At 43.4% G+C, this 25,665-nt stretch carries 26 protein-coding genes; 14 read left to right on the top strand and 12 right to left on the bottom strand.

The window, feature by feature from the left end; genetic code table 11:
* Nucleotides 1-88: 88 nt before the first annotated feature.
* The 3 genes from pabB (at nucleotide 89) to ACMXYX_RS06870 (ending at nucleotide 2,872) form a co-directional block, all read left to right on the top strand.
* A complete protein-coding gene (pabB, locus tag ACMXYX_RS06880) occupies nucleotides 89-1,420 on the top strand; it encodes an aminodeoxychorismate synthase component I (protein WP_415906665.1) in 1,332 nt (443 codons plus the stop codon).
* A gap of 13 nt (nucleotides 1,421-1,433) precedes the next feature.
* A complete protein-coding gene (locus tag ACMXYX_RS06875) occupies nucleotides 1,434-1,895 on the top strand; it encodes a cyclic nucleotide-binding domain-containing protein (protein WP_415906664.1) in 462 nt (153 codons plus the stop codon).
* Between the two features lie 68 nt (nucleotides 1,896-1,963).
* The gene (locus tag ACMXYX_RS06870; RefSeq protein ID WP_415898025.1) at nucleotides 1,964-2,872 is read left to right on the top strand and encodes a TIGR02285 family protein; all 909 of its coding nucleotides are present in this window, start codon (nucleotides 1,964-1,966) and stop codon (nucleotides 2,870-2,872) included.
* Here ACMXYX_RS06870 and ACMXYX_RS06865 read toward each other — a convergent pair.
* The 3 genes from ACMXYX_RS06865 to panD form a co-directional block, all read right to left on the bottom strand.
* The gene (locus ACMXYX_RS06865) at nucleotides 2,844-4,025 is read right to left on the bottom strand and encodes an HD domain-containing phosphohydrolase (RefSeq protein WP_415906663.1); all 1,182 of its coding nucleotides are present in this window, start codon (nucleotides 4,023-4,025) and stop codon (nucleotides 2,844-2,846) included. The two genes, ACMXYX_RS06870 and ACMXYX_RS06865, sit on opposite strands and share 29 nt — an antisense overlap.
* A gap of 155 nt (nucleotides 4,026-4,180) precedes the next feature.
* On the bottom strand, nucleotides 4,181-4,798 hold the full coding sequence (gene thrH / locus ACMXYX_RS06860) for a bifunctional phosphoserine phosphatase/homoserine phosphotransferase ThrH (RefSeq protein ID WP_415887833.1): 618 nt from the start codon (nucleotides 4,796-4,798) through the stop codon (nucleotides 4,181-4,183).
* 227 nt (nucleotides 4,799-5,025) lie between these two features.
* Entirely contained in the window at nucleotides 5,026-5,460 is a 435-nt protein-coding gene (gene panD / locus ACMXYX_RS06855; protein ID WP_415881534.1) for an aspartate 1-decarboxylase, read from the bottom strand.
* 566 nt (nucleotides 5,461-6,026) lie between these two features.
* Between panD and metH the strand changes: the two genes are divergently transcribed.
* Entirely contained in the window at nucleotides 6,027-9,677 is a 3,651-nt protein-coding gene (gene metH / locus ACMXYX_RS06850; protein WP_415906824.1) for a methionine synthase, read from the top strand.
* A gap of 507 nt (nucleotides 9,678-10,184) precedes the next feature.
* On the top strand, nucleotides 10,185-10,586 hold the full coding sequence (locus ACMXYX_RS06845; RefSeq protein WP_415881535.1) for a hypothetical protein: 402 nt from the start codon (nucleotides 10,185-10,187) through the stop codon (nucleotides 10,584-10,586).
* Nucleotides 10,587-11,176: 590 nt separating this feature from the next.
* Here the strand turns inward: ACMXYX_RS06845 and ACMXYX_RS06840 are convergent.
* The 4 genes from ACMXYX_RS06840 to ACMXYX_RS06825 all read right to left on the bottom strand — a co-directional run bounded on the left by ACMXYX_RS06840 (nucleotide 11,177) and on the right by ACMXYX_RS06825 (nucleotide 12,727).
* Nucleotides 11,177-11,470, bottom strand: coding sequence for a type II toxin-antitoxin system RelE/ParE family toxin (locus ACMXYX_RS06840; protein ID WP_415881536.1), 294 nt, complete (start codon nucleotides 11,468-11,470; stop codon nucleotides 11,177-11,179).
* Between the two features lie 9 nt (nucleotides 11,471-11,479).
* Nucleotides 11,480-11,698, bottom strand: a complete 219-nt coding sequence (locus ACMXYX_RS06835) for an addiction module protein (protein ID WP_415881537.1) — start codon at nucleotides 11,696-11,698, stop codon at nucleotides 11,480-11,482.
* Nucleotides 11,699-12,205: 507 nt separating this feature from the next.
* Entirely contained in the window at nucleotides 12,206-12,499 is a 294-nt protein-coding gene (locus tag ACMXYX_RS06830) for a type II toxin-antitoxin system RelE/ParE family toxin (RefSeq protein ID WP_415906662.1), read from the bottom strand.
* Nucleotides 12,500-12,508: 9 nt separating this feature from the next.
* Nucleotides 12,509-12,727: an addiction module protein gene (locus ACMXYX_RS06825; RefSeq protein WP_415906661.1), complete on the bottom strand. Its 219-nt coding sequence runs from the start codon at nucleotides 12,725-12,727 to the stop codon at nucleotides 12,509-12,511.
* Nucleotides 12,728-13,106: 379 nt separating this feature from the next.
* On the opposite strand from ACMXYX_RS06825, the gene ACMXYX_RS06820 reads away from it, so the two are divergent.
* From ACMXYX_RS06820 to ACMXYX_RS06800, 5 genes are all read left to right on the top strand, one after another.
* Nucleotides 13,107-14,678, top strand: a complete 1,572-nt coding sequence (locus tag ACMXYX_RS06820; RefSeq protein WP_415906660.1) for an inorganic phosphate transporter — start codon at nucleotides 13,107-13,109, stop codon at nucleotides 14,676-14,678.
* A gap of 94 nt (nucleotides 14,679-14,772) precedes the next feature.
* The gene (locus ACMXYX_RS06815; RefSeq protein WP_415906659.1) at nucleotides 14,773-16,575 is read left to right on the top strand and encodes a Na/Pi cotransporter family protein; all 1,803 of its coding nucleotides are present in this window, start codon (nucleotides 14,773-14,775) and stop codon (nucleotides 16,573-16,575) included.
* A 32-nt stretch (nucleotides 16,576-16,607) separates the two neighbouring features.
* Nucleotides 16,608-16,850: a hypothetical protein gene (locus ACMXYX_RS06810; RefSeq protein ID WP_415906658.1), complete on the top strand. Its 243-nt coding sequence runs from the start codon at nucleotides 16,608-16,610 to the stop codon at nucleotides 16,848-16,850.
* A gap of 221 nt (nucleotides 16,851-17,071) precedes the next feature.
* Nucleotides 17,072-17,941: an MYG1 family protein gene (locus tag ACMXYX_RS06805; RefSeq protein WP_415906657.1), complete on the top strand. Its 870-nt coding sequence runs from the start codon at nucleotides 17,072-17,074 to the stop codon at nucleotides 17,939-17,941.
* A 1,003-nt stretch (nucleotides 17,942-18,944) separates the two neighbouring features.
* Nucleotides 18,945-19,337 carry a sirohydrochlorin chelatase gene (locus ACMXYX_RS06800; RefSeq protein ID WP_415906656.1) on the top strand — a complete coding sequence of 131 codons (393 nt, stop codon included), beginning with the start codon at nucleotides 18,945-18,947 and terminating at the stop codon, nucleotides 19,335-19,337.
* On the opposite strand, the gene ACMXYX_RS06795 is transcribed toward ACMXYX_RS06800, so the two are convergent.
* The 4 genes from ACMXYX_RS06795 to ACMXYX_RS06780 form a co-directional block, all read right to left on the bottom strand.
* The gene (locus tag ACMXYX_RS06795; protein ID WP_415906655.1) at nucleotides 19,330-19,545 is read right to left on the bottom strand and encodes a DUF6500 family protein; all 216 of its coding nucleotides are present in this window, start codon (nucleotides 19,543-19,545) and stop codon (nucleotides 19,330-19,332) included. The two genes, ACMXYX_RS06800 and ACMXYX_RS06795, sit on opposite strands and share 8 nt — an antisense overlap.
* Complete coding sequence (locus ACMXYX_RS06790) at nucleotides 19,545-19,997, bottom strand: DUF2269 family protein (protein WP_415898014.1); 453 nt, start codon at nucleotides 19,995-19,997, stop codon at nucleotides 19,545-19,547. The genes ACMXYX_RS06795 and ACMXYX_RS06790 overlap by 1 nt, the downstream gene beginning before the upstream one ends.
* Nucleotides 19,997-21,277 (bottom strand): SDR family oxidoreductase, encoded by a 1,281-nt coding sequence (locus ACMXYX_RS06785; RefSeq protein ID WP_415898013.1) that lies wholly within the window; start codon nucleotides 21,275-21,277, stop codon nucleotides 19,997-19,999. Before ACMXYX_RS06785 ends, ACMXYX_RS06790 begins: the two co-directional genes overlap by 1 nt.
* 120 nt (nucleotides 21,278-21,397) lie before the next feature.
* On the bottom strand, nucleotides 21,398-22,276 hold the full coding sequence (locus tag ACMXYX_RS06780; RefSeq protein ID WP_415898012.1) for a LysR family transcriptional regulator: 879 nt from the start codon (nucleotides 22,274-22,276) through the stop codon (nucleotides 21,398-21,400).
* A gap of 94 nt (nucleotides 22,277-22,370) precedes the next feature.
* On the opposite strand from ACMXYX_RS06780, the gene ACMXYX_RS06775 reads away from it, so the two are divergent.
* From ACMXYX_RS06775 to ACMXYX_RS06760, 4 genes are all read left to right on the top strand, one after another.
* On the top strand, nucleotides 22,371-22,871 hold the full coding sequence (locus tag ACMXYX_RS06775) for a lactoylglutathione lyase family protein (RefSeq protein WP_415881549.1): 501 nt from the start codon (nucleotides 22,371-22,373) through the stop codon (nucleotides 22,869-22,871).
* A 296-nt stretch (nucleotides 22,872-23,167) separates the two neighbouring features.
* Complete coding sequence (locus ACMXYX_RS06770) at nucleotides 23,168-23,740, top strand: O-methyltransferase (protein WP_415898011.1); 573 nt, start codon at nucleotides 23,168-23,170, stop codon at nucleotides 23,738-23,740.
* 34 nt (nucleotides 23,741-23,774) lie between these two features.
* Nucleotides 23,775-24,113 (top strand): hypothetical protein, encoded by a 339-nt coding sequence (locus ACMXYX_RS06765; RefSeq protein WP_415898010.1) that lies wholly within the window; start codon nucleotides 23,775-23,777, stop codon nucleotides 24,111-24,113.
* Nucleotides 24,114-24,297: 184 nt separating this feature from the next.
* Nucleotides 24,298-24,831: a porin family protein gene (locus ACMXYX_RS06760; protein ID WP_415898009.1), complete on the top strand. Its 534-nt coding sequence runs from the start codon at nucleotides 24,298-24,300 to the stop codon at nucleotides 24,829-24,831.
* 111 nt (nucleotides 24,832-24,942) lie between these two features.
* Here ACMXYX_RS06760 and ACMXYX_RS06755 read toward each other — a convergent pair whose 3' ends face one another.
* Complete coding sequence (locus tag ACMXYX_RS06755) at nucleotides 24,943-25,296, bottom strand: hypothetical protein (RefSeq protein WP_415898008.1); 354 nt, start codon at nucleotides 25,294-25,296, stop codon at nucleotides 24,943-24,945.
* Nucleotides 25,297-25,665: the final 369 nt, after the last annotated feature.

Below are 25,665 nucleotides of genomic sequence, written 5' to 3'. Positions count from 1 at the left end.
TGCGACAAAGCCTTTCACATAGACAGTTCCAATGGGGTTACATACAATTCACACACTTCATTCAATAACTAAGAATTAAGCCAGTTCATTGATCACCCAACGTTCTGTTCCGTATTTAGCTAACAGTGAAATTTACTTTGAGCGCCTTCGCCCTCTAGGTAATGCTGTATTTCTTGATAGTGGTCGCCCTAACTGTCCATGGGGACGGTTCGACATCATCGCGGCTGCACCGGTTGAAACCTTGAGCATGAATGCAGATCAACCTGCATTTGATGCACTACAAGATCTGTACAACCGCTATCAAAACCCGCAAGCAGAACAAGCAGATCTGCCTTTCCAAGGCGGTATCATCGGTCACTTTGCTTATGATCTGGGTCGATCCGTTGAAAACATGCCGGCGAAGGCAGAAGATTTTGCATCCCTACCCGACATGCAAGTAGGCATGTACCTATGGGGTTTAGTGGTTGATCACCATAAAGAGCAAGCTTACCTCGTTGCCGATCATCGCGTATCTAAAGAGCAACTCGACCAGATCGAACTGCAACTAACTCGAGCAACAACCTCGCCAAACACTGATTTCCAGCTTGATAAAGCCTTTAGCGCCAATATCACTGAAGCGGAATATCAACAGAAGCTTGAGCAGATAGATAACTACATCCATGCTGGCGACTGTTATCAGGTTAACTTTGCTCAACGCTTTAATAGCAGCTATCAAGGCGACAGCTGGGAAGCCTATAAAAAGCTAAGAACCCATGCGCCAACACCCTATTCTGCTTATATCGATTTGGGTGAGCAGCAAATTCTGTCTCTATCCCCTGAGCAGTTCTTAGAAACTAAAGACGGGGTAGTAACGACTAAGCCGATTAAGGGTACGCGACCACGCTCATCTGATACGGCAGAAGATCAACGCCTGAAGCAAGAGCTTAGCGATTCGCTAAAAGATCGCGCCGAGAATCTTATGATCGTCGATCTGATGCGCAACGATCTTAGTAAGGTCTGTCAGCATAACTCTGTAAAAGTACCTAAGCTCTTCAACATTGAGAGCTACGCCAATGTGCATCACAAAGTCAGCACAGTCACTGGCTACTTAAGCTCCGATTACTCGCCGATTGCACTGCTAAAACATTGCTTTCCTGGCGGCTCCATTACCGGCGCACCAAAGATAAGAGCAATGGAGATTATCGAGGAACTAGAACCGCATCGTCGTTCTATCTACTGTGGCTCTATCGGCTATATCAGCCTATGCGGTCGCATGGATACCAGCATCACCATCCGTACTTTGCTATGCGAAAACAATCAGATTTTCTGCTGGGCTGGCGGTGGCATTGTCGCAGACTCTGTTTCGTCCATGGAGTATCAAGAAACCTTCGACAAAGTGAATAACTTGCTGCAATGCTTGGAAGCGACTATTCCTAACTAGAAGGAGTATATCTATGGCTAAAAACAAGACGCTCAGTAAAGAAAGTGCTCTAGCCATTCTGGATAAAGTGGCTTTATTCGACGATATGAACCGCAAGGACAAACAACTCCTTGCTCAGTTCAACTGGTACTTTGTCGCATACAATAGCGGCGACTACTTAACCGACGAAGACTCCTTAGATAAACGCTTCTTTATCCTACTAAGCGGCGGTGTCAATGTACTTAAAGGCACATCACAACAACTGATCACCCAGCTATCCCCTGGCGAAATTATCGGCGAAATATCATTCCTAACAAATGAGCCACGTACCGCCAGTGTCATTGCCAATACAGAGAGCACCGCGCTCGTAATCGACCAAGAATTGCTGGATGAGCTTCCGATAGAAACTAGAGAGAAACTCAAGGATCAATTGATCCTAAAAATGGCTCTACGTTTAAATCGAATGAACAATCGATTCGCACTGAGTCAGACTTAGCTAAATTTAGCCAACAGATCCCAATAGATTGCCTATACTTGAACTGTCGTGTTCCAAAAGGAATTACTATGCAGCAAAACAGGCTATTTTCCATCACATTATTGATGCTCTTTCTGGCTAGCCCTAATGCTGCTGTAGCCGATAAACACCCATCAAAAATCTCAGCTAATGAAAAGCCTATCATTGTATGGGCCAGAACCGATTTTGCTCCCGTATTCATCCTAAAAGGCAAATACAGCAATCAAGGTATCGGCGATGAAGCAATCAAATTATTTAAGCGAAAGTTAAAACATTATCGTCATATCAGTACCGATATGAGCCTAAAGCGCGCAATGCAGTTAGCTAAAGAGGGACAGATGATCTGCCATGTATCTTTAGTTAATTCGAAAGAAAGACAAAAATTTATGGATTTTAGTCAGCCATTAATGCGTTTATATGCAAATGGCTTAGTCACCACAAAAGGAAGCCTGCATAAATTTGGCGTCAGTGCAGATAAAATTAACCCTGTTAATCTTAAAACTTTAACCAAAAAGCCCCTTTCTATTAGTATTCATGATGCAAGAGCCTACTCTGCATACATCGACGAAGTCATTCAAAAGAATAAAACTAAGCCCAATAGCATCTTCAAAGTTAAAACAGGCCAAAAAGATCAGGAAAGGCTTATTCAGATGGTGGAGAACCATCGATTAGACGCAATGATCGGTAGACCTGAAGAAGCGCAGTTCAGCAAGCTACAACACAATATCAAAGCAGATCTGTATTTTGTTCCGCTTGAAGGACAACCTGTCACCAGTATGGGTCATGTAGGATGTGCAAAAGGTGACTGGAATAAAGCGCTGATAAACACACTCAATCAGATGATCGAGAAAGATGAAGAGCTAAAAGCAACCATCTATGAGTCCTACCAAAAATGGCTACCTTCACAGCTCAGGACTACCCGCGAAGCATTTAACTACCCGCTAGTTCCTCAGCCGTAGCGAGATCATTTTCGGCAATAAGATCGCTCATGGAATGAAGCATCAAATCAGCACTGGATGGGAACACATCCTCCAGCTTGAAAGAGATCCTTTCAAACATATCCTGTAGATCCAAAAACGCATCCACAACTGCTGGATCAAAATGGGTACCGCGCCCAGAGACAATAACATTAGTCACGCGCTCATGATCAACAGCACTTTTATACGGTCGGCGAGAGATCATCGCATCATAAACATCAGCCACCGCCATTAAACGCGCAATTAATGGGATGTTTTCACCTTTCAAACCTTGAGGATAGCCTTCTCCATCCCAACGCTCGTGGTGACTTAAAGTCACTTGCTGAGCCAGCTCCAAGAACTTCACTGCTTTGCCGCTGGATGAACTATCCAGCAATTGTTGCGCAGACGTCACCGCTTGATAGCCTAAAACAGTATGCGTTTTCATCACGCGGTACTCTTCGGCAGTTAACTCACCCGGTTTCTGAAGGATATGATCTGGAATTCCCACTTTACCAATATCGTGCAGAGCTGAAGTCTTGTAGTACAGCTCAATCGTCTCAGCATCCAGCTCGTCATGATAAGCAGGATTCTTATAAAGGTGCTCAGCTAATGCTTTTACATAGTGCTGAGTTCTAAGAATATGGTTCCCGGTAGAATGGTCACGGATTCGAGCAATAGTCGCCAAACATAAGATTGCCGCATCTTGAACGGCTAATAGCTCTGTTACATCAACCTGATCACCAGCAGGTACTGCACTCGTAGGCACACCTGTTGCTGCACGTGATGTAAAGTTCTGCTTGAGTTTAGCCAAGCTGATATAAGTTTTACATTTGGCATTTACAACTGATGGAAAAAACGGCGGTCTTAGATAATCAGAACATCCTACTTCGATCGCGAACTCACGATAATCTTCCTCTGCATTGTTCCAAACTAAAATGACCGGAACATGCAGGCGCTCATACTGCTGGATAGCCGTAACTAATTCGGATTCGTCATACTGACCAACAAGGTCATGATCAAGTAACACTAGATCACTATCTACACATACCTCTCTCAAGCTAGAAGATATTTCCAGTTGATAGTCCTCAGCCAAAATACCAACCAATTGGTCGGATAGTAGAGAATTAGCACTGATAATCTTTGCCAGAGGCATAGGGTAAACACCTTAAATAAGAGGGAGAATAAATCCGGCGCTTAAACGACGACGGGAAATATATTAACAAAAACTAATAAGAAAGGCTTGGGGAGAATGCCTAATCTACTGCCCAATATAGACTTTTTTGAGCAGTAGATTAAGTAGAAAAGAACTTACAGGCTTAGATCGCGGTTACTTGCCTTGATAAATTCTTTTTTCAGATCTTCGTATGTGTGTACTGCTGGGAACTGAGGGAACTCAGCAATTACATTATCAGGCGCGTGGAACAAGATACCCGCTTCTGCTTGCTTAAGCATAGTTGTATCGTTGTAAGAATCGCCCGCAGAGATTACACGGTAGTTCAACAACTGGAATGCACGAACAGACTGACGCTTAGGATCTTTCTGACGCAAAGTGTAGTCAGTGATACGGCCATCTTCGTCTACTTCTAGCTTGTGGCAAAGAAGTGTTGGGAAGCCTAGCTGACGCATTAGCGGCTGAGAGAATTCGTAGAACGTATCAGATAGAATCACAACCTGAAAACGCTCACGCAACCAGTTAACAAACTCAACTGCACCTTCTAGAGGCTCAAGTTTGCTGATAGTTTCTTGAATCTGCGGCAGTTTTAGACCGTGCTCATCAAGAATGCGAAGACGCTGCTGCATTAGCTCGTCGTAACAAGGAATATCACGAGTCGTCGCTTTTAATTCTTCAATACCAGTTTCTTCAGCAAAAGCGATCCAGATTTCTGGGATCAATACCCCTTCAAGGTCAAGACATGCGAGTTCCACGTGTAACTCCTAATATTGTATTTTGGTGTGCTTATTATGTTTGCCTAAGCAATATTCTGGGCGCCAATTTACCCGCAATAGCCCTACCATGCAAGGCGATATTAGGCCTAAAAATTCATACGCCAGCGGGATTCACTACAAACTCACAGACAAAAGAAAACCCGCACTCGGCGGGTTCTCTAAACAAAAAAGCCACTCAATGGTGAGTGGCTTTTTAAAAATCTTGATCAGATATCTTTCGGCTGAACAGGAATTGCGCGTTTCATACCTGTTAGCACGTTGCGCTGATGAAGCTCTTCATCAGTTGCGCCTACGCCGCCATCTGACTTCGCATTTTCAAAGTAGCAAAGTGTTGGCTGGTGTTCGTCAACTTCTTTGTCGTCCAATTGAACGTAAGAAGCGATGATCAGTAGATCACCTTTACTTGCTTTATGCGCCGCCGCACCATTTACAGAGATAATACCGCTGTTCTCTTCTGCACGGATTGCATAAGTGGTAAAACGCTCACCATTATTGATGTTGTAGATGTGAATTAATTCGTATTCACGAATGCCTGACTTATCAAGCAGTACACCATCAATTGCACATGAACCTTCATAGTGAAGCTCAGCGTGAGTTACTGTTACACGGTGTAGCTTGCACTTTAAGAATGTCTGCAGCATAGACTAAATCCTGCGTTTGCTCATCTTAACCAGGGTTAAACCCGGTTGCCCCCTTTCGCTACCCATCTCAGCTTTTGGCCGAAGAAATATGAGTAACACATCAACGCTGTACCTGTTTCTACCCTTTTTAACGGTATGACAGGAAAGCTTGTCCACAAAAAACGGCATTTTAACCAGTATTTTGCGCTGCACATAATACGAAAAACGTCTAAAGGACTGACATTTTTGCCCTTCGAGATATATTCGCACTGCACAAAGGGCGGCTATTCTACCACCATCTGGGAAAATATTAAGGGGTTATTGAGCATTCTTTAGCACAAACAGATTTAATACCCGCCCCTCATATAGGACCCAATACTAAAGGCATAGCTAAATTAGTGCTATTTATTAGCTTTGCTCAGCTCAAATTGAGCGAAGTTCATCAATAGATTAACTTTCCTCACTCCCTTTCTTAACTAATTGATTTACAATAGCGTCCTTATTCTAGTAGTCGCTGATTTAGGTATTTAACTGTGACAGACAAAACTTTGATTGAAACGCTTTCAGAGAGCCTTAAAAAACGCATTATGATTCTGGATGGTGGTATGGGTACCATGATTCAGGATTACAAGCTTGAAGAAGCGGATTACCGCGGCGAGCGTTTCGCAGACTGGCACATTGAGGTCAAAGGTAATAACGACCTTTTGGTACTGACTAAGCCAGATATCATCAAAGCAATTCACAAAGAATACCTATTGGCCGGTGCTGATATCATCGAGACCAATACCTTCAACGCGACCCAGATCGCTATGGCTGATTACGAGATGGAATCGCTCAGCCGTGAAATCAACGTAGAAGCAGCACGCCTAGCCCGCGAAGCCTGTGACGAAATTACAGCCGAAACACCGGATCGCCCACGCTATGTAGCAGGTGTACTTGGCCCAACAAACCGTACTTGTTCTATTTCTCCAGATGTAAACGATCCGGCTTACCGTAACGTTTCCTTTAATGAGCTAGTTGAAGCGTACACTGAATCTATCGACGGTTTGATTGAGGGTGGTTCTGACATCATCCTGATCGAAACTATTTTCGATACTCTAAATGCGAAAGCGGCTATCTACGCAGTAGAAACGTACTTCGAAGAAAACGACATCCGTCTGCCAGTAATGATCTCCGGTACGATCACCGATGCATCTGGTCGTACCCTATCCGGTCAGACAACCGAAGCATTCTGGAACTCCGTTCGCCACGCTAAGCCAATCTCTGTTGGTCTTAACTGTGCGCTAGGTCCTAATGAGCTACGTCAGTATGTAGAAGAACTGTCTCGTATTTCTGAGACTCACGTTTCTGCTCACCCTAACGCAGGTTTACCAAACGCCTTTGGTGGTTACGATGAAACGCCAGAACAGATGGCCGAAGAGATCGGCGAATGGGCGCAGTCCGGTTTCCTAAATATTATCGGTGGCTGCTGCGGTACGACCCCAGCACACATCAAAGCGATTCGTGAAGCAGCCGAAAAAGCTGAGCCACGAAAGCTTCCAGATCTTCCAGTAGAGTGCCGCCTATCGGGCCTTGAGCCAATGAACATTGGCGAAGATACCCTATTCGTTAACGTTGGTGAGCGTACCAACGTTACCGGTTCTGCGATGTTCAAACGTTTGATCAAAGAGCAGGACTACGAAACAGCACTGGATGTTGCACGCCAACAGGTTGAAAACGGTGCCCAGATCATCGATATCAACATGGACGAAGGCATGTTGGATGCTCACGCAGCGATGGTTAAGTTCCTTAACCTAATCGCGTCTGAGCCAGACATCGCTTGCGTACCGATCATGATCGATTCCTCTAAGTGGGACGTTATCGAAGCAGGTCTACAGTGCATCCAAGGTAAAGGTGTTGTTAACTCGATTAGCCTTAAAGAAGGCGAAGAGAACTTTATCGAGCAAGCGAAAAAGCTTCGCCGCTACGGTGCCGCTGTAGTGGTAATGGCCTTCGACGAAACAGGTCAGGCCGATACTTACGAGCGTAAGATTGAGATCTGTGAACGCTCCTACCGCGTACTTGTCGATAAAGTGGGCTACCCACCAGAAGATATCATCTTCGACCCGAACATCTTTGCGGTAGCAACCGGTATCGAAGAGCATAACAACTACGCAGTCGACTTTATTCAAGCAACAGGCTGGATCAAACAGAACCTGCCATACGCGAAGATCTCCGGTGGTGTATCCAACGTATCCTTCTCCTTCCGTGGTAACAACCCGGTACGTGAAGCGATCCACTGCGTGTTCCTTTACCATGCAATTCAGCAAGGCATGGATATGGGTATCGTTAACGCCGGTCAGTTGGCGATCTACGATGATCTACCAGAAGAACTACGCCTAGCAGTAGAAGACGTTATCCAAAATACTCGTGAAGACGGTACTGAGCGTCTACTGGATATTGCTGAAAAATACCGCGGCGATGGTTCTCAACAAGAAGATACTAAAACGCAAGAGTGGCGCGAGTGGGACGTTAACAAACGTCTTGAGCACGCATTGGTTAAAGGTATCACCGAATTTATCGAAGACGACACCGAAGAAGCACGTCAAAACCACGACCGCCCACTTCATGTAATTGAAGGTCCATTAATGGACGGCATGAGCGTGGTTGGCGACCTATTTGGTGCCGGTAAGATGTTCCTACCACAGGTAGTAAAATCTGCACGTGTAATGAAAAAAGCCGTTGCTTACCTAATGCCGTTTATCGAAGAAGAGAAAGACGGCGCGAGCAGCTCTAACGGTAAGATCGTACTAGCAACCGTTAAAGGTGACGTACACGATATCGGTAAAAACATCGTCGGCGTAGTACTGCAATGTAACAACTACGAAATCATCGACCTTGGCGTAATGGTACCGGCAGAAACAATTCTACGTACCGCGCGTGAAGAGAACGCTGATCTAATCGGCCTATCTGGTTTGATCACACCATCTCTAGACGAGATGGTTCACGTTGCCAAAGAGATGGAACGTCAGGAATTTAATATTCCTCTACTGATCGGTGGTGCAACTACATCTAAAGCCCACACAGCGGTTAAGATCGATCCTGTATTCCACCGCGATCAGGTAGTCCACGTAACCAACGCATCCCGTGCAGTAAACGTTGCTTCTAGCCTGCTAGGTGATAAGAAACAAGGTTACGTAAAAGAGATTCAAGAAGAGTACCAAGCGGTACGTGATCGTCACGCTGCCCGTATGAACGACAAGCGTCGTGTCACACTTGAAGCAGCACGTGAAAACAAATACCAGATCGAGTGGGATAACTACACCCCACCAGCACCGCTAAAACCGGGCATTCATGTATTTGATGATATCGCCCTAAGCGATATTCAAGAGTACTTCGACTGGACGCCGTTCTTCCACTCGTGGGAGCTAGCGGGTCGTTACCCTCGCATCCTAAATGACGAGATCATCGGTGAAGAAGCGACTCGCCTATTTGCAGATGCTCAAGCGATGCTAAAAGACTTGGTTGATCAGAAACTACTAACCGCTAAAGCGGTTGTTGGTATCTTCCCAGCGAACAGCGTTAACCACGACGATATCGAGCTATACACAGATGAAAGCCGCAGCGAAGTACTGATGCAGCTACATCACCTTCGTCAGCAGACTGAAAAAGTCGCTGGCAAAGCGAATATGTGTCTAACCGACTTCGTAGCGCCAAAAGAAACTGGTAAGCAGGATTACCTAGGCGCCTTTGCGGTAACTGCAGGTCACGGCTGTGATGAACTGGTAGAGAAATACGAAGCGGATCACGATGACTACAACTCCATCATGGTTAAAGCCTTGGCAGACCGTTTTGCCGAAGCCCTAGCTGAGATGATGCACGATAAAGTTCGTAAAGAGATCTGGGGTTATGCTTCGGACGAACAACTTTCTAACGAAGATCTGATCGCCGAGAAATACAAAGGTATCCGCCCTGCGCCAGGTTACCCTGCGTGCCCAGAGCACACAGAGAAAGGCCTGCTTTGGGAACTGCTAGATGTTGAGAAGAACACTGGTATGACCATTACCGACTCTTACGCAATGCTGCCAACCGCAGCAGTAAGCGGCTTCTACTTCAGCCACCCTGAATCACAATACTTCGGTGTTGCGAAAATCAGTGAAGACCAAGTAGAAAGCTATGCGAAGCGTAAAGGTATGGAGATGAAAGAAGCTGAACGTTGGTTGGCACCAAACTTGGGGTATGAGCCTGAGGAGGGGTAACTAACAGGACGGCTTCGGCTCTTTCCGGCGGTTTCACCTTTAGGCCGCCTACGGCTAAAGATCGCTTCGCTTTTAGGACGCCTTCGGCTAGAGAACGCCACTTCGTGGCTGTTAGAAAAAGCAAAAAACCGAACCTTTGGGGTTCGGTTTTTTTATGCTTAAGCCTTGTAGGAAAGGCCAATTAATCAACACAACACTCCTCTTACATTTGAAGTTTTAACAGAACTAAAACATAGCTGTAAGAAGCTCAATTCAAACATAAGTTAAAGCAGATAATTTTACTGTTTTTACATACAGCATTTAATACGTTCGTAGGTTGTGTAAGGATAGTAAGTCAAATTGACGCTTTTTCCCAAAAGCCTACGAAAGCTAAACAAGGAAAGTTTATGAAAATCAGAATATTGCCCGCCCTTTCTAATTCCATATCTTGGAGATATATGTCAATTTGACGCGTTTAAACACGTCAAATTGACATATATTTAGCTGTTATGCATATTGAGGATTGTAGTGTTTAATCGTATCTTCCAAGATTGTTCTGGCAGTATCGACCAATTAGAGGGGAGCGTTGTATCGGCGCTTTATACTTTGGATGACGCAAATACTGGCAATATCTTTCTTATCTGGCTCCAAGTAGCTCCATCAAATAAATGGTATCGAATTTTTATCGATGGCTGGTACTGTGGAATAGATGCATATGAAGAGTGTATGGTAGAGGATGATAAGGACGATGATGTCCTAGTTCAAAATTTAACTTCGGAATACGAAAATCAAAGCATTGTGACGGTTCAAGTTAGTGACCCCAGAAAGCCTAATTATCATATTGTTCTTTCTATACAGTTTCAGACCTCGAGTATTGAGCTTGTTTGTAAGGCAGTTGATGGTGATTGTGTGCTGGTGAAAAATGCATAACAAACGGTTGAAAATCCGACGTCCAACACTCCGCTGCCTTTGTGTTGTTCGCTTCGCTCTTAAGTTAACACAAAGGCAGCTACATATTGGTCGCGCCTTAACCGGGCGTTATAAGTAAGGTGCCCATGGAAGTGGATTTTGAAGCGAGTTGGAAAGATTTTCGTTTAAGAAGGAATCTATTCTATGCATCCTGGGTAGGTTGGCTGTTTATAGGCCCTTTATTAAACTTTGTTCTGAACTCATTATTTGGTTTAGCCTATTCTGGATTATTAGCCCTTGCTATTTGGGCTCCATTTTTTTGGTTTACTGGATATCGGTTAATGAACTTCAAATGTCCAAGCTGCCAATCCAAGTATTCTAATTTTAGTTCGCCGCTAGTAGGCAATAAGTGCTCAAATTGCGGCCTCCCCAAATGGGCTACACATAAGTAGCTTATAACAAGAACAGGCATCCAACGCGCGATGTGCGCAATTGCTTTGAGCGTTATGTGTAATTAACAAATGATTATGCCGACTGAAAGTGAAGTGAAGAAAATTAAAGGGGTCAAAGCCCTTTTTAGCTCCCTAATCTAAATCTAATTCCTAGCTTACTCATTCCCTCTCCTCCCAATAGCCGGGCCTTTTACGATTATGCATAACAGCCAACACCAAAATGACTTCTGTAGATGGGGTATAGATGACAGAAAAAGGAAATTTATTTAGGAGGAAACGACGTGTTCTTGCACTAAAAGCAGGCCACGTATTTGGTTGTTTTCGGATAAGCTTAAATGAATATTCAAGCTCGATAAGAAAGTCATCGCCTAACCCTTGGGCTTGCTCTTCATACCATTGGTATGCAGTTCTGACTTCTTGGCTCACATCCGGGTGAAATTTGATATCTGGCATCCTAGCCCTTTACTTTACCTGCTGTTTTATCTCTTCCCAAGATATAGCTTTAGCTTCGCCAGATAACAAAGCATCATGCCGCTTTTCAGCTAATTCTTTCCAAGCTTGCTCAGCATCGTCATCTTGTGCTGAATCCAGTGATTCAATCAGACGATGAGCCACAAGCGCCTTCTCCTTTGGGGACAAGGAGTCTATTTCATCAATAACTCTTTCGAATGCAGCTGACATAGAGCCTCCGATAAATTTCTGCTCTCAGTCTAGCATTTGAGGATATTCAAAGCACATAGCAAAATATATTTAACAGGTCGGCTGCGGCTAGGAAAAACCATTGCTCCAATCCCCCCTTTAAAAATCTGACTCCCATTTACCAAAAGCTCACCTTCTCGGATTTATTTAATGCTTGTTTTATTGATCTGCTCAATGGTTTTAAACCATGCAGAAAGTTAAATTTGTTAATCATATATTTCTATTTCGTGACGAACGGAACACTTCGGGGCTACATGATAATTCCTGAAAATTCGTCCATTAAGGTGAAAACCTGAGGAGTAAAACGGAAGTGGATATCAACCAACTCGACAAACTAGAGCAGGCTACACTCTTCGGCAGACCAGAAATCGTCAGGCTGGGCTACGCAGTCCTCTTTATTGTAGGGGTCATTATGTACAGTTACTCGACAAAATTAAAGGGGTCAAAGCCCTTTTTAGCTCCCTAATCTAAATCTAATTCCTAGCTTACTCATTCCCTCTCCTCCCAATAGCCGGGCCTTTTACGATTATGCATAACAGCCAACACCAAAATGACTTCTGTAGATGGGGTATAGATGACAGAAAAAGGAAATTTATTTAGGAGGAAACGACGTGTTCTTGCACTAAAAGCAGGCCACGTATTTGGTTGTTTTCGGATAAGCTTAAATGAATATTCAAGCTCGATAAGAAAGTCATCACCTAAGCCTTTGGCTTGCTCTTCATACCACTGGTATGCAGTTCTGACTTCTTGGCTCACATCCGGGTGAAATTTGATCTCTGGCATCCTAGCCCTTTACTTTACCTGCTGTTTTATCTCTTCCCAAGATATCGCTTTAGCTTCGCCAGATAACAAAGCATCATGACGCTTTTCAGCTAATTCTTTCCAAGCTTGCTCAACATCTTCATCCTGTACTGAATCCAGTGATTCAATCAGACGATGAGCCACAAGCGCCTTCTCCTTTGGGGACAAGGAGTCTATTTCATCTATAACTCTTTCGAATGCAGCTGACATAGAGCCTCCGATTAATTTCTGCTCTCAGTCTAGCATTTGAGGAGATTCAAAGCATATAGCAAAGTATGTTTAACAGAACGGCTGCGGCTTGAGAACGCCACTTCGTGGCTGTTAGCTGTTAGCTGTTAGTGGCTAGGAAAAACCATTGCTCCGTTCTCCCCCTTTAAAAATCTCGCTCCTTATTACCAAAAAAATCACCTTCTCGAATTTATCTATTTAAAGCCTGTTTTATTGATCTACTCAATGGTTTTAAACCATACAGAAAGTTAAATTTGTTAATCATATATTTCTATTTTGTGACGAACAGAACACTTCGGGGCTACATGATAATTCCTGATAATTCGTCCATTTAGGCGTAAACCTGAGGAGTAAAACGGAAGTGGATATCAACCAACTCGACAAACTAGAGCAGGCTACACTCTTCGGCAGACCTGAAATCGTCAGGCTGGGCTACGCAATCCTCTTTATTGTAGGGGTCATTATGTACAGTTACTCAACGGTGGGTAACGTTCCAAACGGTATTATGCTTGTTGCTGCGGCCATGATCGGTGGTTATATGGCGATGAATATCGGTGCTAATGATGTGGCAAACAACGTAGGTCCAGCCGTTGGTTCCAAGGCATTATCATTGACCGGTGCCATTATCATTGCTGCAGTTTTCGAAGCTGCAGGGGCATTACTGGCCGGTGGTGATGTCGTTAGTACCATCAAAAAAGGCATCATCAATCCTGAAATAATTCAGGATGCGGATACATTTATCTGGCTAATGATGGCTGCCCTTCTCTCTGCGGCTATATGGCTTAATATCGCCACGTCATTAGGTGCACCTGTTTCGACTACCCACTCCATTGTGGGTGGCGTATTAGGTGCCGGTATGGCTGCAGGGGGCGTTGCCGTCGCCAACTGGGACAAAATGGGCATGATTGCCGCCAGTTGGGTTATCTCCCCTGTCATGGGTGGAGTAATTGCTGCATCCTTCCTAATGCTCATCAAAAAGAACATTACTTATCAGACCGACATGATCACCGCAGCCAAAAAATGGGTGCCTATTTTAGTTACTGTCATGGCTTGGGCGTTCTCTACTTACCTTGCCCTGAAAGGTCTGAAGAAAATCTGGAAACTAGACTTTACCACTGCCGCATTAATTGGCGCTTTAGCGGCTGCCGTTGTCTATGTGATTGTAAAACCCATGATTAGATCTGCGGCCGATAAACTTGAGAACACTAAAGATTCCGTTAACTCTTTATTCACAATCCCATTAATCTTTGCCGCGGCACTGTTGAGCTTTGCTCATGGTGCGAATGACGTTGCCAATGCGGTTGGTCCGCTTGCCGCCATAAATGATGCCATTATGAGTGGTGAAGTATCTGCCAAGGCCAGCATACCAATATGGGTAATGATGATTGGTGCCCTTGGTATCGCGCTCGGCTTAGCCTTATACGGTCCAAAATTGATCAAAACGGTGGGTTCTGAAATCACTGAACTTAACCAGATGCGCGCTTTCTCTATCGCAATGGCAGCAGCAATTACCGTAATCATAGCTTCACAGCTAGGACTGCCAGTATCTTCAACCCATATTGCCGTTGGTGGGGTTTTCGGTGTTGGCTTCTTGCGTGAGTATCTGAAAGCCAACTATGCGAAGAAAATCGCAGAGATACACGCACATCATCCAGAAGAGGACGAAGAGAAGGTTCAGCAGTTCATCGATACATTCGAGAATGCAAGCATCGAAGAAAAAGGCCTGCTGCTCAAACAGCTAAAAGAGCACAAAGCGTCTGCTGAACTGAACAAGAAAGAGCGCAAAAGCCTGAAGAAAATCTACCGTACAGAGTTAGTTAAACGTTCGGCATTGTTAAAAATCGCTGCGGCTTGGGTCATCACCGTCCCTGCGGCAGGCATCATGGCAGCCATTCTTTTCTTCACATTACGAGGAATGATGCTAGAAATATAGATATAGCCTATTTTTCAATAAGTTAAATACTCAATGTAATTCTACCTTTAAAGCTGAGTTGCATTTAAAAAATCGACAAAGGTAACGCTCGTAAATGTTCAGGAAGATAATTTTATTCACCATGCTTGCGATTTTGGCTTGGGGGTTCTGGATCAGTCCGAACTTCAAGGAAATTGCTGCCGGCGTTGCTATTTTCCTTTTCGGGATGCTTGCCCTTGAAGAAGGCTTTAAATCCTTCACTGGCGGAGTGTTGGAGCGAATACTACGTAAAACGACTGATGGCCCATGGAAATCACTAACATTTGGTGTGGTCAGCACCTCTGTTATGCAATCCAGCTCATTGGTTTCAGTTATTACTATCTCTTTCTTGAGTGCCGGTCTTATTGGCTTAGCCGCCGGAATCGGGATAATTTTTGGTGCCAATCTAGGCACCACCACCGGTGCTTGGTTAATTGCTGGCTTGGGCATGAAGGTAAAGATTTCTGCCTATGCTATGCCAATGCTGGTATTCGGAGTTATTCTGATTTTCCAGAAATCGAGAACGATGAACGGCATCGGCTATATTCTTGCGGGGCTCGGTTTCCTATTCCTCGGCATCCACCATATGAAAGAGGGTTTTGAGGCCTTTCGCGACACTATTGACCTGACAGCTTTTGCAGTTTCAGGCTATGCCGGGATTATGCTTTTCACCCTTATCGGGGTCGCCGCAACTGTGATTATGCAGTCCAGTCATGCAACCTTGGTAATCATAATTACCGCGCTGGCGGCACAGCAGATCACTTATGAAAACGCTTTGGCCTTAGCAATTGGTGCCAATATAGGTACCACTATCACGGCTATAATCGGCTCGATGAGTGCCAATGTGCAGGGTAAACGTCTTGCTGTAGCCCACTTGATATTTAACATGGTCACTGCGTTCATCGCCATTGTGTTTATCTACCAGATTGCCAATCTTGTAGATGGGTTCAGTGCTTGGATTGGTATTGCCGCAGATGATTACACCTTGAAGCTGGCCGTATTTCACACCATTTTCAATGCAATCGGTGTGGTTGCGATGATGCCTTTCATCGAGAAACTGGCCAACTCTTTGATTAAAGCTATGCCTGAAAAAGTACAACCCAGAGAAAAACCTATCTATCTCAATGAAGCAGTTGAAGAGCTACCAGACACAGCGATAGAGGCAGTACGTAAAGAGACATTGAGATTGTATGACAACGCATTCGCCATCCTCGCCCACGGCTTGAGTTTACATCGAGATGATATTTTGTCGGATAAAAATCTTGAAGATGTCGTCAGACAAGACAATCACGTGATTCCAATCGATTTTGACGACGAGTATGAAAAGAGTATCAAAGGGCTCTACAGTGACATCGTAAAGTTCATCAGTAGCGCGCAATCGAATATGACCCCGGAACAAAGTGATGAGCTGTTCAGGCTGCGCGCCGCAGGACGCGACATTGTGGAAGCAATTAAAGATACCAAACACATGAACAAAAACCTTTCACAGTACATTCTCTCCCCAAACTGTCATATCCGAGCAGAATACAACAAGTTCCGTATTCAACTGGGTAACCTGATGCGTGAACTGGATAATATCCGCAATGATGATGAAGATGCTTCAAACATTCTTTCTCTAGATAATCTAAAGCTTGATATGAAAACAAATGACGTGACTGTAAACGGTGAGATGGAGAGGCTGATTCGCGACAAAAAAATCACTGCAGTAATGGCAACTTCGATGATGAATGACGCCAACTATGCTTATGGTGTTGCCAAAAACCTGATCCAGATGGGTGAGTCCCTATTCGCTAGCGGAAATTTGGATATGAATGAGGCGGTGCGCAGCGTGGCACTTAACGATGATGAAGTTGCCGAAATTTTAGAAGATAACAAATAACATCTCAGCATGGATTGATTGGAGTTAAGATTGTGAAACTGCTTAAGCTTTTAGAAATCACCCAAGAATATCTCAACGATGAGAAGCTGAAAAAGGGTGAACGAAAGAGATGCCTTAAGGACATCCAGCAAAAATTAAAAAAGAAAAAGAAACAACTAAAAGAAAAAATGGCTGATGAACAAGATGAAACAGAAAGAAGCCTCCTGAGTAAGAAACTCGATATAGTCACGGCTCAACGTAAGAAAGTCATTGCAGCGCTTAAGGAGCTCGATTAAGACATTAAAGGAGTATGCCTGTCTCAAAAATCCAGCTAAACACTAACCACTATCAGTAGTTATAGCTACGGTCACTAGATACAGAAGCCCCTATTCTTCTCAGCCACCTTCGTATAGTATCCGCCCATCAATTAGACGATGACAGTCACGTCTCAATAGCGAGCCTACTCACTAGGGTTTGGTTAGCTGCCTTCTTTCAACACCTAAATGACACAATCGAAATGCCTGATATCACGATAGTAACGCACAGCGGTAATTTTCATGCAGATGATGTTTTTAGTATCGCTGCGCTTAGAGCCGTTTTTCCTTCTTTTAAGCTGATCCGTACCCGTGATGAAGAGCTTATCCGTCAGGCTGATATTGTGGTTGATGTCGGGGGTAAATATGATCCTGACACAGGTCGGTTTGATCATCATCAACGCGGCGGTGCCGGTGAGCGTGAAAACGGTATTCCCTACTCCTCATTTGGATTGATTTGGCAGAAGTATGGCGTTGAGATCTGCCAAGGCAATGCTGAAGTGGCTAATGCGGTTGATGCTGATCTGGTTTCTGCCATTGATACGATCGATTGCGGTTATGGTGATGGCGTTGCAAAAGGGGTTAGCCTGAGTCAAACCATCTCTATGTTTAACCCGACTTGGCATGAAGATACTCATTTCGATGAGGGTTTTGATGAAGCGGTAGATTTTGCATCACGTGTTCTAAATCGCTTTATTGCATCGGCTGACGGCGGGATCAGCGCCAAAGATATCGTCGCTAAAGCTATAGAGGATGCTGAAGACCCTCGAGTGATTGTGTTAGAGCAGTACACACCTTGGAAAAGAACCGTACATGCCCTATCGAAAGAGGCTTTGTATATCGTTTACCCTTCAGATACAGGTCAGTGGCGTATTCAGGCCATTCCAGTTAAACCTGGCTCTTTTGAGGATAAAAAGTCACTGCCTAAATCATGGGCAGGATTATCCGGTAAAGCCCTTCAAGATGAGACAGGTATAAGCGATGCGATGTTCTGCCATAACGGCTTATTTATTGCAGGCTGCGAGTCCTTTGACAGCACAATGAAAATGGCTGCATTAGCGCTCGAAAATTAGAATACCCAAGATGCCATAGAGCTTAATCTTAGCTCTATGGCTCTTCACTTTTAGACGCTTCCTAGTATTTGCTTTATCCTATCCAGAGGAAAATCAAATACCCTTAAAAGACACGCAAGATCTCTAAGTTGTTAGGCACTTTTCTTTTACTGATCAGCATCCTTTTTATTTTACTAGCCATACCTTTTGCGCTGGTAAAAATAACAAATGCTGAAAATAGGAAAACGCCACGCAACCTCTCCGGTATCACCTTCTATCGCAAGCACCCAAAGCTTCTAGAACTAAGACGAAAAGTCACGCATATAGATGTAGTTAAATGGCACAACCGTGTCAGCGTGTTTTGCATCATACTAGGTGCATTAACTATAGCCTTGTCAGGTTATTACCCTGAAGAAACTAGGGTAAACACTGTCGGTAATTCATTTTTCACTCTTGGCGGAGTTTTCATCGTGTCCTTTTGTTTACTCTCAATTAAACGGGGACGAACATATCTAATTTTCTCTAATAGACACGACATAGCGCACCGCCACAAAGAACCGACAACTTTTTGGTGTTTAATCATTGTTCAGTTCCTCCTTGCCTTTATTTGCATCTTTGCGATGAAGAGTTAATTCGAAAAAAACAAACAACTCAGTTGCACGGATCTATAAATTTAGGCCTCCCTTAATCTTCACAGCCTGCCCAAAATGGCCGATAAGATGGGCTTTAAACCACCTCATTCTGATCCAAACATATTCCACCCGCGTAAATAGGTGCTTAACCAGTCAATAAAAGCCGGTGACGCATGAAAACCACTCCTGATTCATCAAGTACAAACAAGCCCTCCTCTAACAACAGGCTTCCATGCAGAGGCTGTAGAAAAACATGTAAGCATTATCACACTTGCGAGGGAAAACCTTGGCGGATGAACAAAGCTCAATCTTGAGTGCCTGTTGTAAGCCTATATAGATGAATTTGAAATTAGTTTAGTTGTACATATAACCCAACATTGACAGGAAATATGATGAAGTCACTCGTCATTGTGGCCCACGGCAGTAGACGTGAGCGTTCGAACAACGAAGTCCTTGAGTTAACGGTCTCACTCCAGAACAAGATTCAAAATGAATACCCGATTATAGAGACTGCATTTCTAGAATTAGCGCGCCCTTCGATCGAGGAAGCAATAGATAAGTGCATCCAACAAGGATCGACTGACATAAAAATACTACCCTACTTTTTATCAGCTGGTATACATGTTCATGAGGATATCCCTCAAGAGGCAGAGAGAGCATCTATGAGGAATAAAAATATCAGCGTAGAAGTTCTTCCACACCTTGGAAGCTCGCTGATGATGCTTGGGTTACTAGAACAGGTACTTGTTACACACGATACAATAGACAGTGCGATTGCTAGTTAGACTCAACCATTCCCCTAATCTTCACAGCCTTCTCAAAGTGATCAAGCTGGTGAGTTTTGATCCACCACTCGGCAGCTTCCATTAATAGCTCTGGATCATCATTTTTGTTTTTGAAGAATGCATAGAACGAGATACCTACATTGTCTCCCTTACTCGCAATCTTCTTATCGCAGACTTCGATGATCTTCTTTCTTAAACTTTCTCTCATTAGGCTGCTTTACTCACCATCAAATAAAATATTCCGATCACACCTAAAAATGCAGGTACACCCAAGCTATACCAACAAAACATTAAACGCTTAATACCTTGTAGATCCGGCTGATCTGATTCTAGAAGTTTTGCAACTTTGATCTGGATAAACACCACTGGAAGCCAGCACGCCCCTACTAAGATAAAGAGGCAGATGCTCCAATATAACCATGGTTGCTGCCAGCTAAATCCGGCTAGATACATCATACCTATACCCGTTAAGGGCTGGATAACGACGGCAGGAGTAGTGAAGATCCAATCAGCAAGAACGACATTTTTCGCAACGATTCTAAATGTAGATAAATCGCCACTTAGCTGCGCTCGCCACATATAGAAAGCAGTGCCTAATCCGGTACCAAACAGAATTGTGGATGAGAGGATATGGATCAATTTTAGCGTCATGTAATCCATCAGCGTACTTGCCTCATCACCATATAAACCAGTATGAGAGGAACTATCGCAAGATTTTTTAGGAGTCCGCCTAATGGATCTAACCAAAGCTCTGGAGCCATTACGCCGAGTAAACTGCTATAACCCAGTGTACTGAGTAACATCAGCCAGAGGGTTAAGTTCTCTCTGTATCGAACCAGTATCATCAAGCCCAATACCAGATCTAAAACACTAGTAAGCATTACTAAACTAAAATGCCACGCTTGCGGGAAACCGACAGCTGATAAGATCGGAGCAAAGCCTTCTGGCTCAGCACAAAAACCAGCGGCTGCAGACATAAACCAGATCACCGTAAGTAAAAACCAGATCAGAGGCTGGATGAGGAAAAGCTTGGCATGCCAACGATCTTGAACAAAACTCGCCTGCTGATTAAAAGCGGTTGTTACGCTTCGTGGTTGTGCTTTGAATTGTTGCTGTGCGGCTGGATCATTCAGCACATTACCCTGCTGTAACATCGTCCAGATAGTTTTGTTTAAAGGCCCTGCTTTGAGCTTATCGCCAATAGTACAGCTGAGGTTGATTAACCCCATGGGAACATTGATAGAGCCTCGGGTAGGAATATCTAACCAGCCTCTTACAGCGGTAAGGTAATCTTTGATGCTGACGGTATCAGGCCCACCAATTTCGATAACACCAGATATAGACTCTGTGGTTGCAGCCTCAACCATTAACTCTGCAAGATCTTCTAAAAGAATCGGTTGTATCGCTTGCTCACCTTTCCCCGGCAATAACATTACTTTTGGGAAAGCTGCTAAACCTCGAAGCATGGAAGAGCCACCATAAGAGCCTCTTAACGAGGTTACCACCGACGGTCGAAGCACCGTAGCAGAAGGCATGAGCTCTAATAGCTGCTGATCAAATCGGTGTTTACTCGCAATAAACTCGCCCTGCTCAGGCTCACCTAAAGCAGATAGCTGTATGTATCGTTTAATCCCTTTCTCATGACATGCTTTAGCCAATGCTAAAGGCGCTTTGATATGAACGGTTTCGAAATCGTTTGCAGAGGAGGCTCTTAAGATACCGGCACAATTAATAACGCCATCTATACCGTCTAATAGAGGTAACCAATCAGCAGGGGTTAAAGCCGTTTGGAGGTTTTGACTAATCCATTGAAGATTTGGTCGGCTAGTTTTACCAGTAACACTGCGCCCAACCGCAATCACGCTATGCTCATGAGCGAGCAGTGCTTCAACAACAGCACTGCCAATAAAACCATTCGCTCCAGCGACCAAAAACTTCATAAAAATCCTTTTTTATAGCATTAGGTTACTGAGCATATCGGATTGAAAATGCCTATGCACCTTTTCTATACCTGAAAGACCGACATTAGAGATGGGTGCTTAAAAGATATTCTGAGCTCTTTACGTGTTCTCAAAATGCTGTTTCAGAACACCTTCAAGCAGTTCATAACGTTTAGGAAGTGGACGGTATTTTTTCTGCACTCTGTACACAGGCTCTTTAACGACTTCGGTTAAGTCAGCAATTTCGATGGCTTCATAATAAGCAGACCCCACAATCGAGGATTCTGGCAGTACGGTAAACCCCATGCCTTCAGCCACTGGCAGTATGATCTGACTTAGCTGGTTGATATAACCCGACTGCTTTATTTTCCCCATCCCTCTGAAATGTTCAGCAAAATTACTTTCCAATACCTGATCAGCGTAATGATGACCGTCTGGATGATTGATAAAGCCTAACGCCATTAATCCATTCCAATCGGCGTCAAATCCTTTAGGTATAACGAGGCATAATGGATCATGCCCAAGGAGATCCTGCTGTAGCTCAACATCATTGATCAATTGAGTCACTAAGCCTAGATCGACTCTGTTGTCTTTTATCTGTTTAAGAATTTCATGATTGGGTGCCGCTTCCATACTGACGCATAGCTCTGGATAACGCTTCTGTAATTGCAGTAGATCAGGGTAAAGCTTTGTCACCATAGATCCTGAACAGGCGAGTTTGATTTCACCCTTTTCTGCTTGAACGTCAGTTAATCTATCTAAAAGAGCAGACTCTGCCTGAAACTGTTTTTGCGCGAACTCATACAACTCTTCACCCGCTTCGGTTAGCTCAAACTTTTTACCGAAGCGACTGATAATCGGGCAATTCAGATGAGTCTCTAGTTTCTTAATATGCTGGCTAACCCCCGGTTGCGTCATATGTAATAACTCAGCCGTTTTCGTGAAATGTTGCGTTTCAACAAGGGTAATAAAAGTTCGGAGATGATGCGGATTAATCATAACAATAAATTATTATTTTGATTTCAAATGATAATTTTTAATAAGCATAACCTCTTTATAAACTGCTTCCAATAAATCTTGTTGGAGCATAACGATGAATCAACCTTATCCACGTACTTTCTCTCATATTGGTATCTCTGTACCTGACCTTGAAGCCGCAGTGAAATTCTATACCGAGGTTCTAGGTTGGTATCTGATTATGGAACCAACTGAGATAACTGAAGATGACAGCGCCATAGGCGAGATGTGTACCGATGTGTTCGGCCCTAATTGGGGCTCTTTTAGAATCGCACATCTATCTACAGGCGATCGCATTGGTGTTGAGCTATTCCAATTCAAAAATCAGGAGAATCCTGAAAATAATTTTGAATACTGGAAAACGGGCATCTTCCACTTCTGCGTTCAGGACCCAGATGTCGAAGGCCTAGCCGAAAAGATTGTCTCAGCTGGCGGTAAAAAGCGTATGGCTAAACCACGCTATTACTACCCAGGTGAAAAACCTTATCGCATGATTTACATGGAAGATCCATTCGGCAATATTCTCGAGATCTACAGCCATAGTTATGAACTGCATTATGCGGCGGGTGCTTACTAGATTTTTCAGCGATGATTACAAAATATTATGGGGTTAGCGGCTTAAGCTCAGGTAGATCCAAAATACCATGACGTTAACAGAGCGCTTTTGATAATCTATTCTGCAGCTCTAATCTCCATATAAACAAGGAAACACTTTAAATTAATAACTATGTTTCTTCTAATATTAAGCTTTATTTTGGTATTTCTAGTAATGCCTTTTAGGCTGGTAAACATCATAAAATCAGAAGAAGCTAATAAATATATTTGACATTGTTTTATTCCGAAAACACCCCAAGCAATTTAGGAGCGTGCCGAATGAACCTTGAACAGCTTTTAAATGACCTTGAACAATTAGGGCTCGAGAACGATGAAGCCCAATCTAACCGATCTAAAAAGTATCTTAATATCACACGGGATACAGGTGAATTTTTAGCTGTTTTAATCAAGGCAACTGACGCCAAAACCGTACTTGAGATCGGTACGTCTAATGGCTATTCAACACTTTGGTTAGCCTCTTCCCTTCCAGATGATGGCCATGTTTTTACTATTGAAAATAACAGCCGCAAGATCGATGAAGCCTTAGAAAATTTCCGTAAGGTCGCACTAGACTCAAGGATTACGCAACTCGATGGTGACGTTGTAGATCTACTAGCTGAGCTTCCTCAGAACATTGACTTTATTTTCCTGGATGCAGATAGAAGCCAATATCTAGCAATAGCAGAACAGCTTTTCAGTCTTTTAAGAGAAGGCGGCATACTCGTTTGTGACAATGCGGTTTCTCATAAAGAGGAGTTGGAAGGGTTTAATGCCTGGATAGAAGAGCAAACAAATTTGAGCACTTCTTTAGTCCCTGTCGGGAAAGGCGAATTGCTTGTCTATAAAGACTGATCAATCAGATTGCTAAGCTAAATTATCCGGCCGTATGGAACTAACAAAAGGTACAATTACTATTTTGGTTCTGGCTGCTCTATCTATCAGCCTGTTTAGCTTTATGCTTTTTTTCAGAGCATTTGTTTACGCAGATATGTATATTGCGCCAAACAATCCTTACGGCATATCCGATATAATCGAACTATTGTTGGGTTTTTTGTTTCTCCTTTTATCTATATTCTCTGGCGTCGTAGCCTTGGTGCTTTTATTTAAAGGCGTAAAGCAATCCAAAATAGCAGCTTTCCGATTGATCGGTCTGCATCTCGTTTTGTATTCAACTCACGATTTTCTTCATTCTCAAGCAGCTCTGCTTAGTTCATATCCGCAATAAATCTGCACACTATTCACCCAACTAACTTAAATAAAACTGTACGTTAAGCCTGTCACTTAAAAGCACTCGACCCTATTAATTACAGTATTAGCTATCTCCTATAGTAACTGTAATTATAGATCTGTATTATACGCCCCCAAATGCATTAACATCTTTAAAAACAACTATTTAAGGAACAAATATTGTGAAAAAGACACTACTAGCTACAGCGCTTATCTCTGGAATTTTATCACAAGCTGCAATGGCAGATTCTAATTTCTATCTAGGTGGTGGCGTAGGTAAAACTAGCGTTGATTACGTAGAAGTTACTGGCGCAACAATCACTGATGATTCAGATACTAGCTGGAAGTTTTTTGCTGGTTATAATTTCAATAAAAACTTTGCTGTTGAATTTGCTTATCAGGATTTAGGTGAGAACTCTGCCGATGTTCTAAACGTACCGGTTAAGATTGATGGCGATGCATACTCATTAGCGCTATTAGGCAAACTACCAGTGGGTGAAAAAGCAGAAGTTTTTGCAAAACTAGGTTATGCACGTATTGATGCAGATGCTGACGTTGCGAATACAACTGTATCTGAAAGCGAATCAGATGTTCTTTACGGGCTTGGCGCTAACTACTCGGTAACTGAAAAAGTCGATCTTCGTTTAGAGTGGGAACGCATGGACTTTGAAGACGAAGTGGACACTGTATCTCTGGGTGTAATCTACAATTTCTAATACCTAGATAACTCTTCATAGGTTAAAAATGCCACCTGATTAGGTGGCATTTTTTATTTAATCGAATCGGATACGTACTCTAAAATCTCTACAGAGTTGCACTACCTTCATCTATTCGTTAACCGATGACTTACCATACATGGGCAATACAAAGCACAACACTCCTAAGAAGATATAATCCAGCATCTGGTTTACAGCGGACCATTCTTGCAAAATATAATGCCCTACCAGCAAGCTCAGCATAAATCCAAACCAACCGTACATAGTGTAAGCTTTGAGTCTAGGTAGCAACAGGGCTAAACCTAAGCCCACTTCGATATACTGAATACAGCTTAGATACATATCGATCAGGATTGCAGGCAGTTGAATGCGCAGATCCCCTTGGAATAAGCCTGAGTAGTAATTTACAAAGCCACCGTCACTAAAAAATTTACTGGTGCCAGCCGTTATCAAGATAATAGCCATGGTAATGCGAACTATGCGCTCAGCATCTCTCAACCTTACCGATAATTATCACTGCATGTGGGAAAGTAGATCGCAAAATTGAAAAGGCATTATGGAAAGAGCTGGATCAATACAAACAAAAGCACAACACCATTTACGAAGAGATAAAATCAATTATTGCTGAACCAAAAAGTGTAGAATGGCTAACAGATGAAACACGGTTAAATGCGAGTAACTTCGATCACTTTCTTGCGCAAAAGAAAAATGAGATAACTGCAGAATATCTAGAAACAGAGATTGAAGATAAGAGAGAATTTAAATATTTATGCAATTTGCTACCTTCAGCTTACGAACTGTAGATAGGACGCTTTACCTCAATTTCGAAAGTCC

Source organism: Neptuniibacter sp. QD72_48 (genome assembly GCF_047778065.1).
Classification (GTDB): Bacteria; Pseudomonadota; Gammaproteobacteria; order Pseudomonadales; family Balneatricaceae; genus Neptuniibacter.
This window is presented reverse-complemented; position numbering and strand designations above follow the sequence as displayed.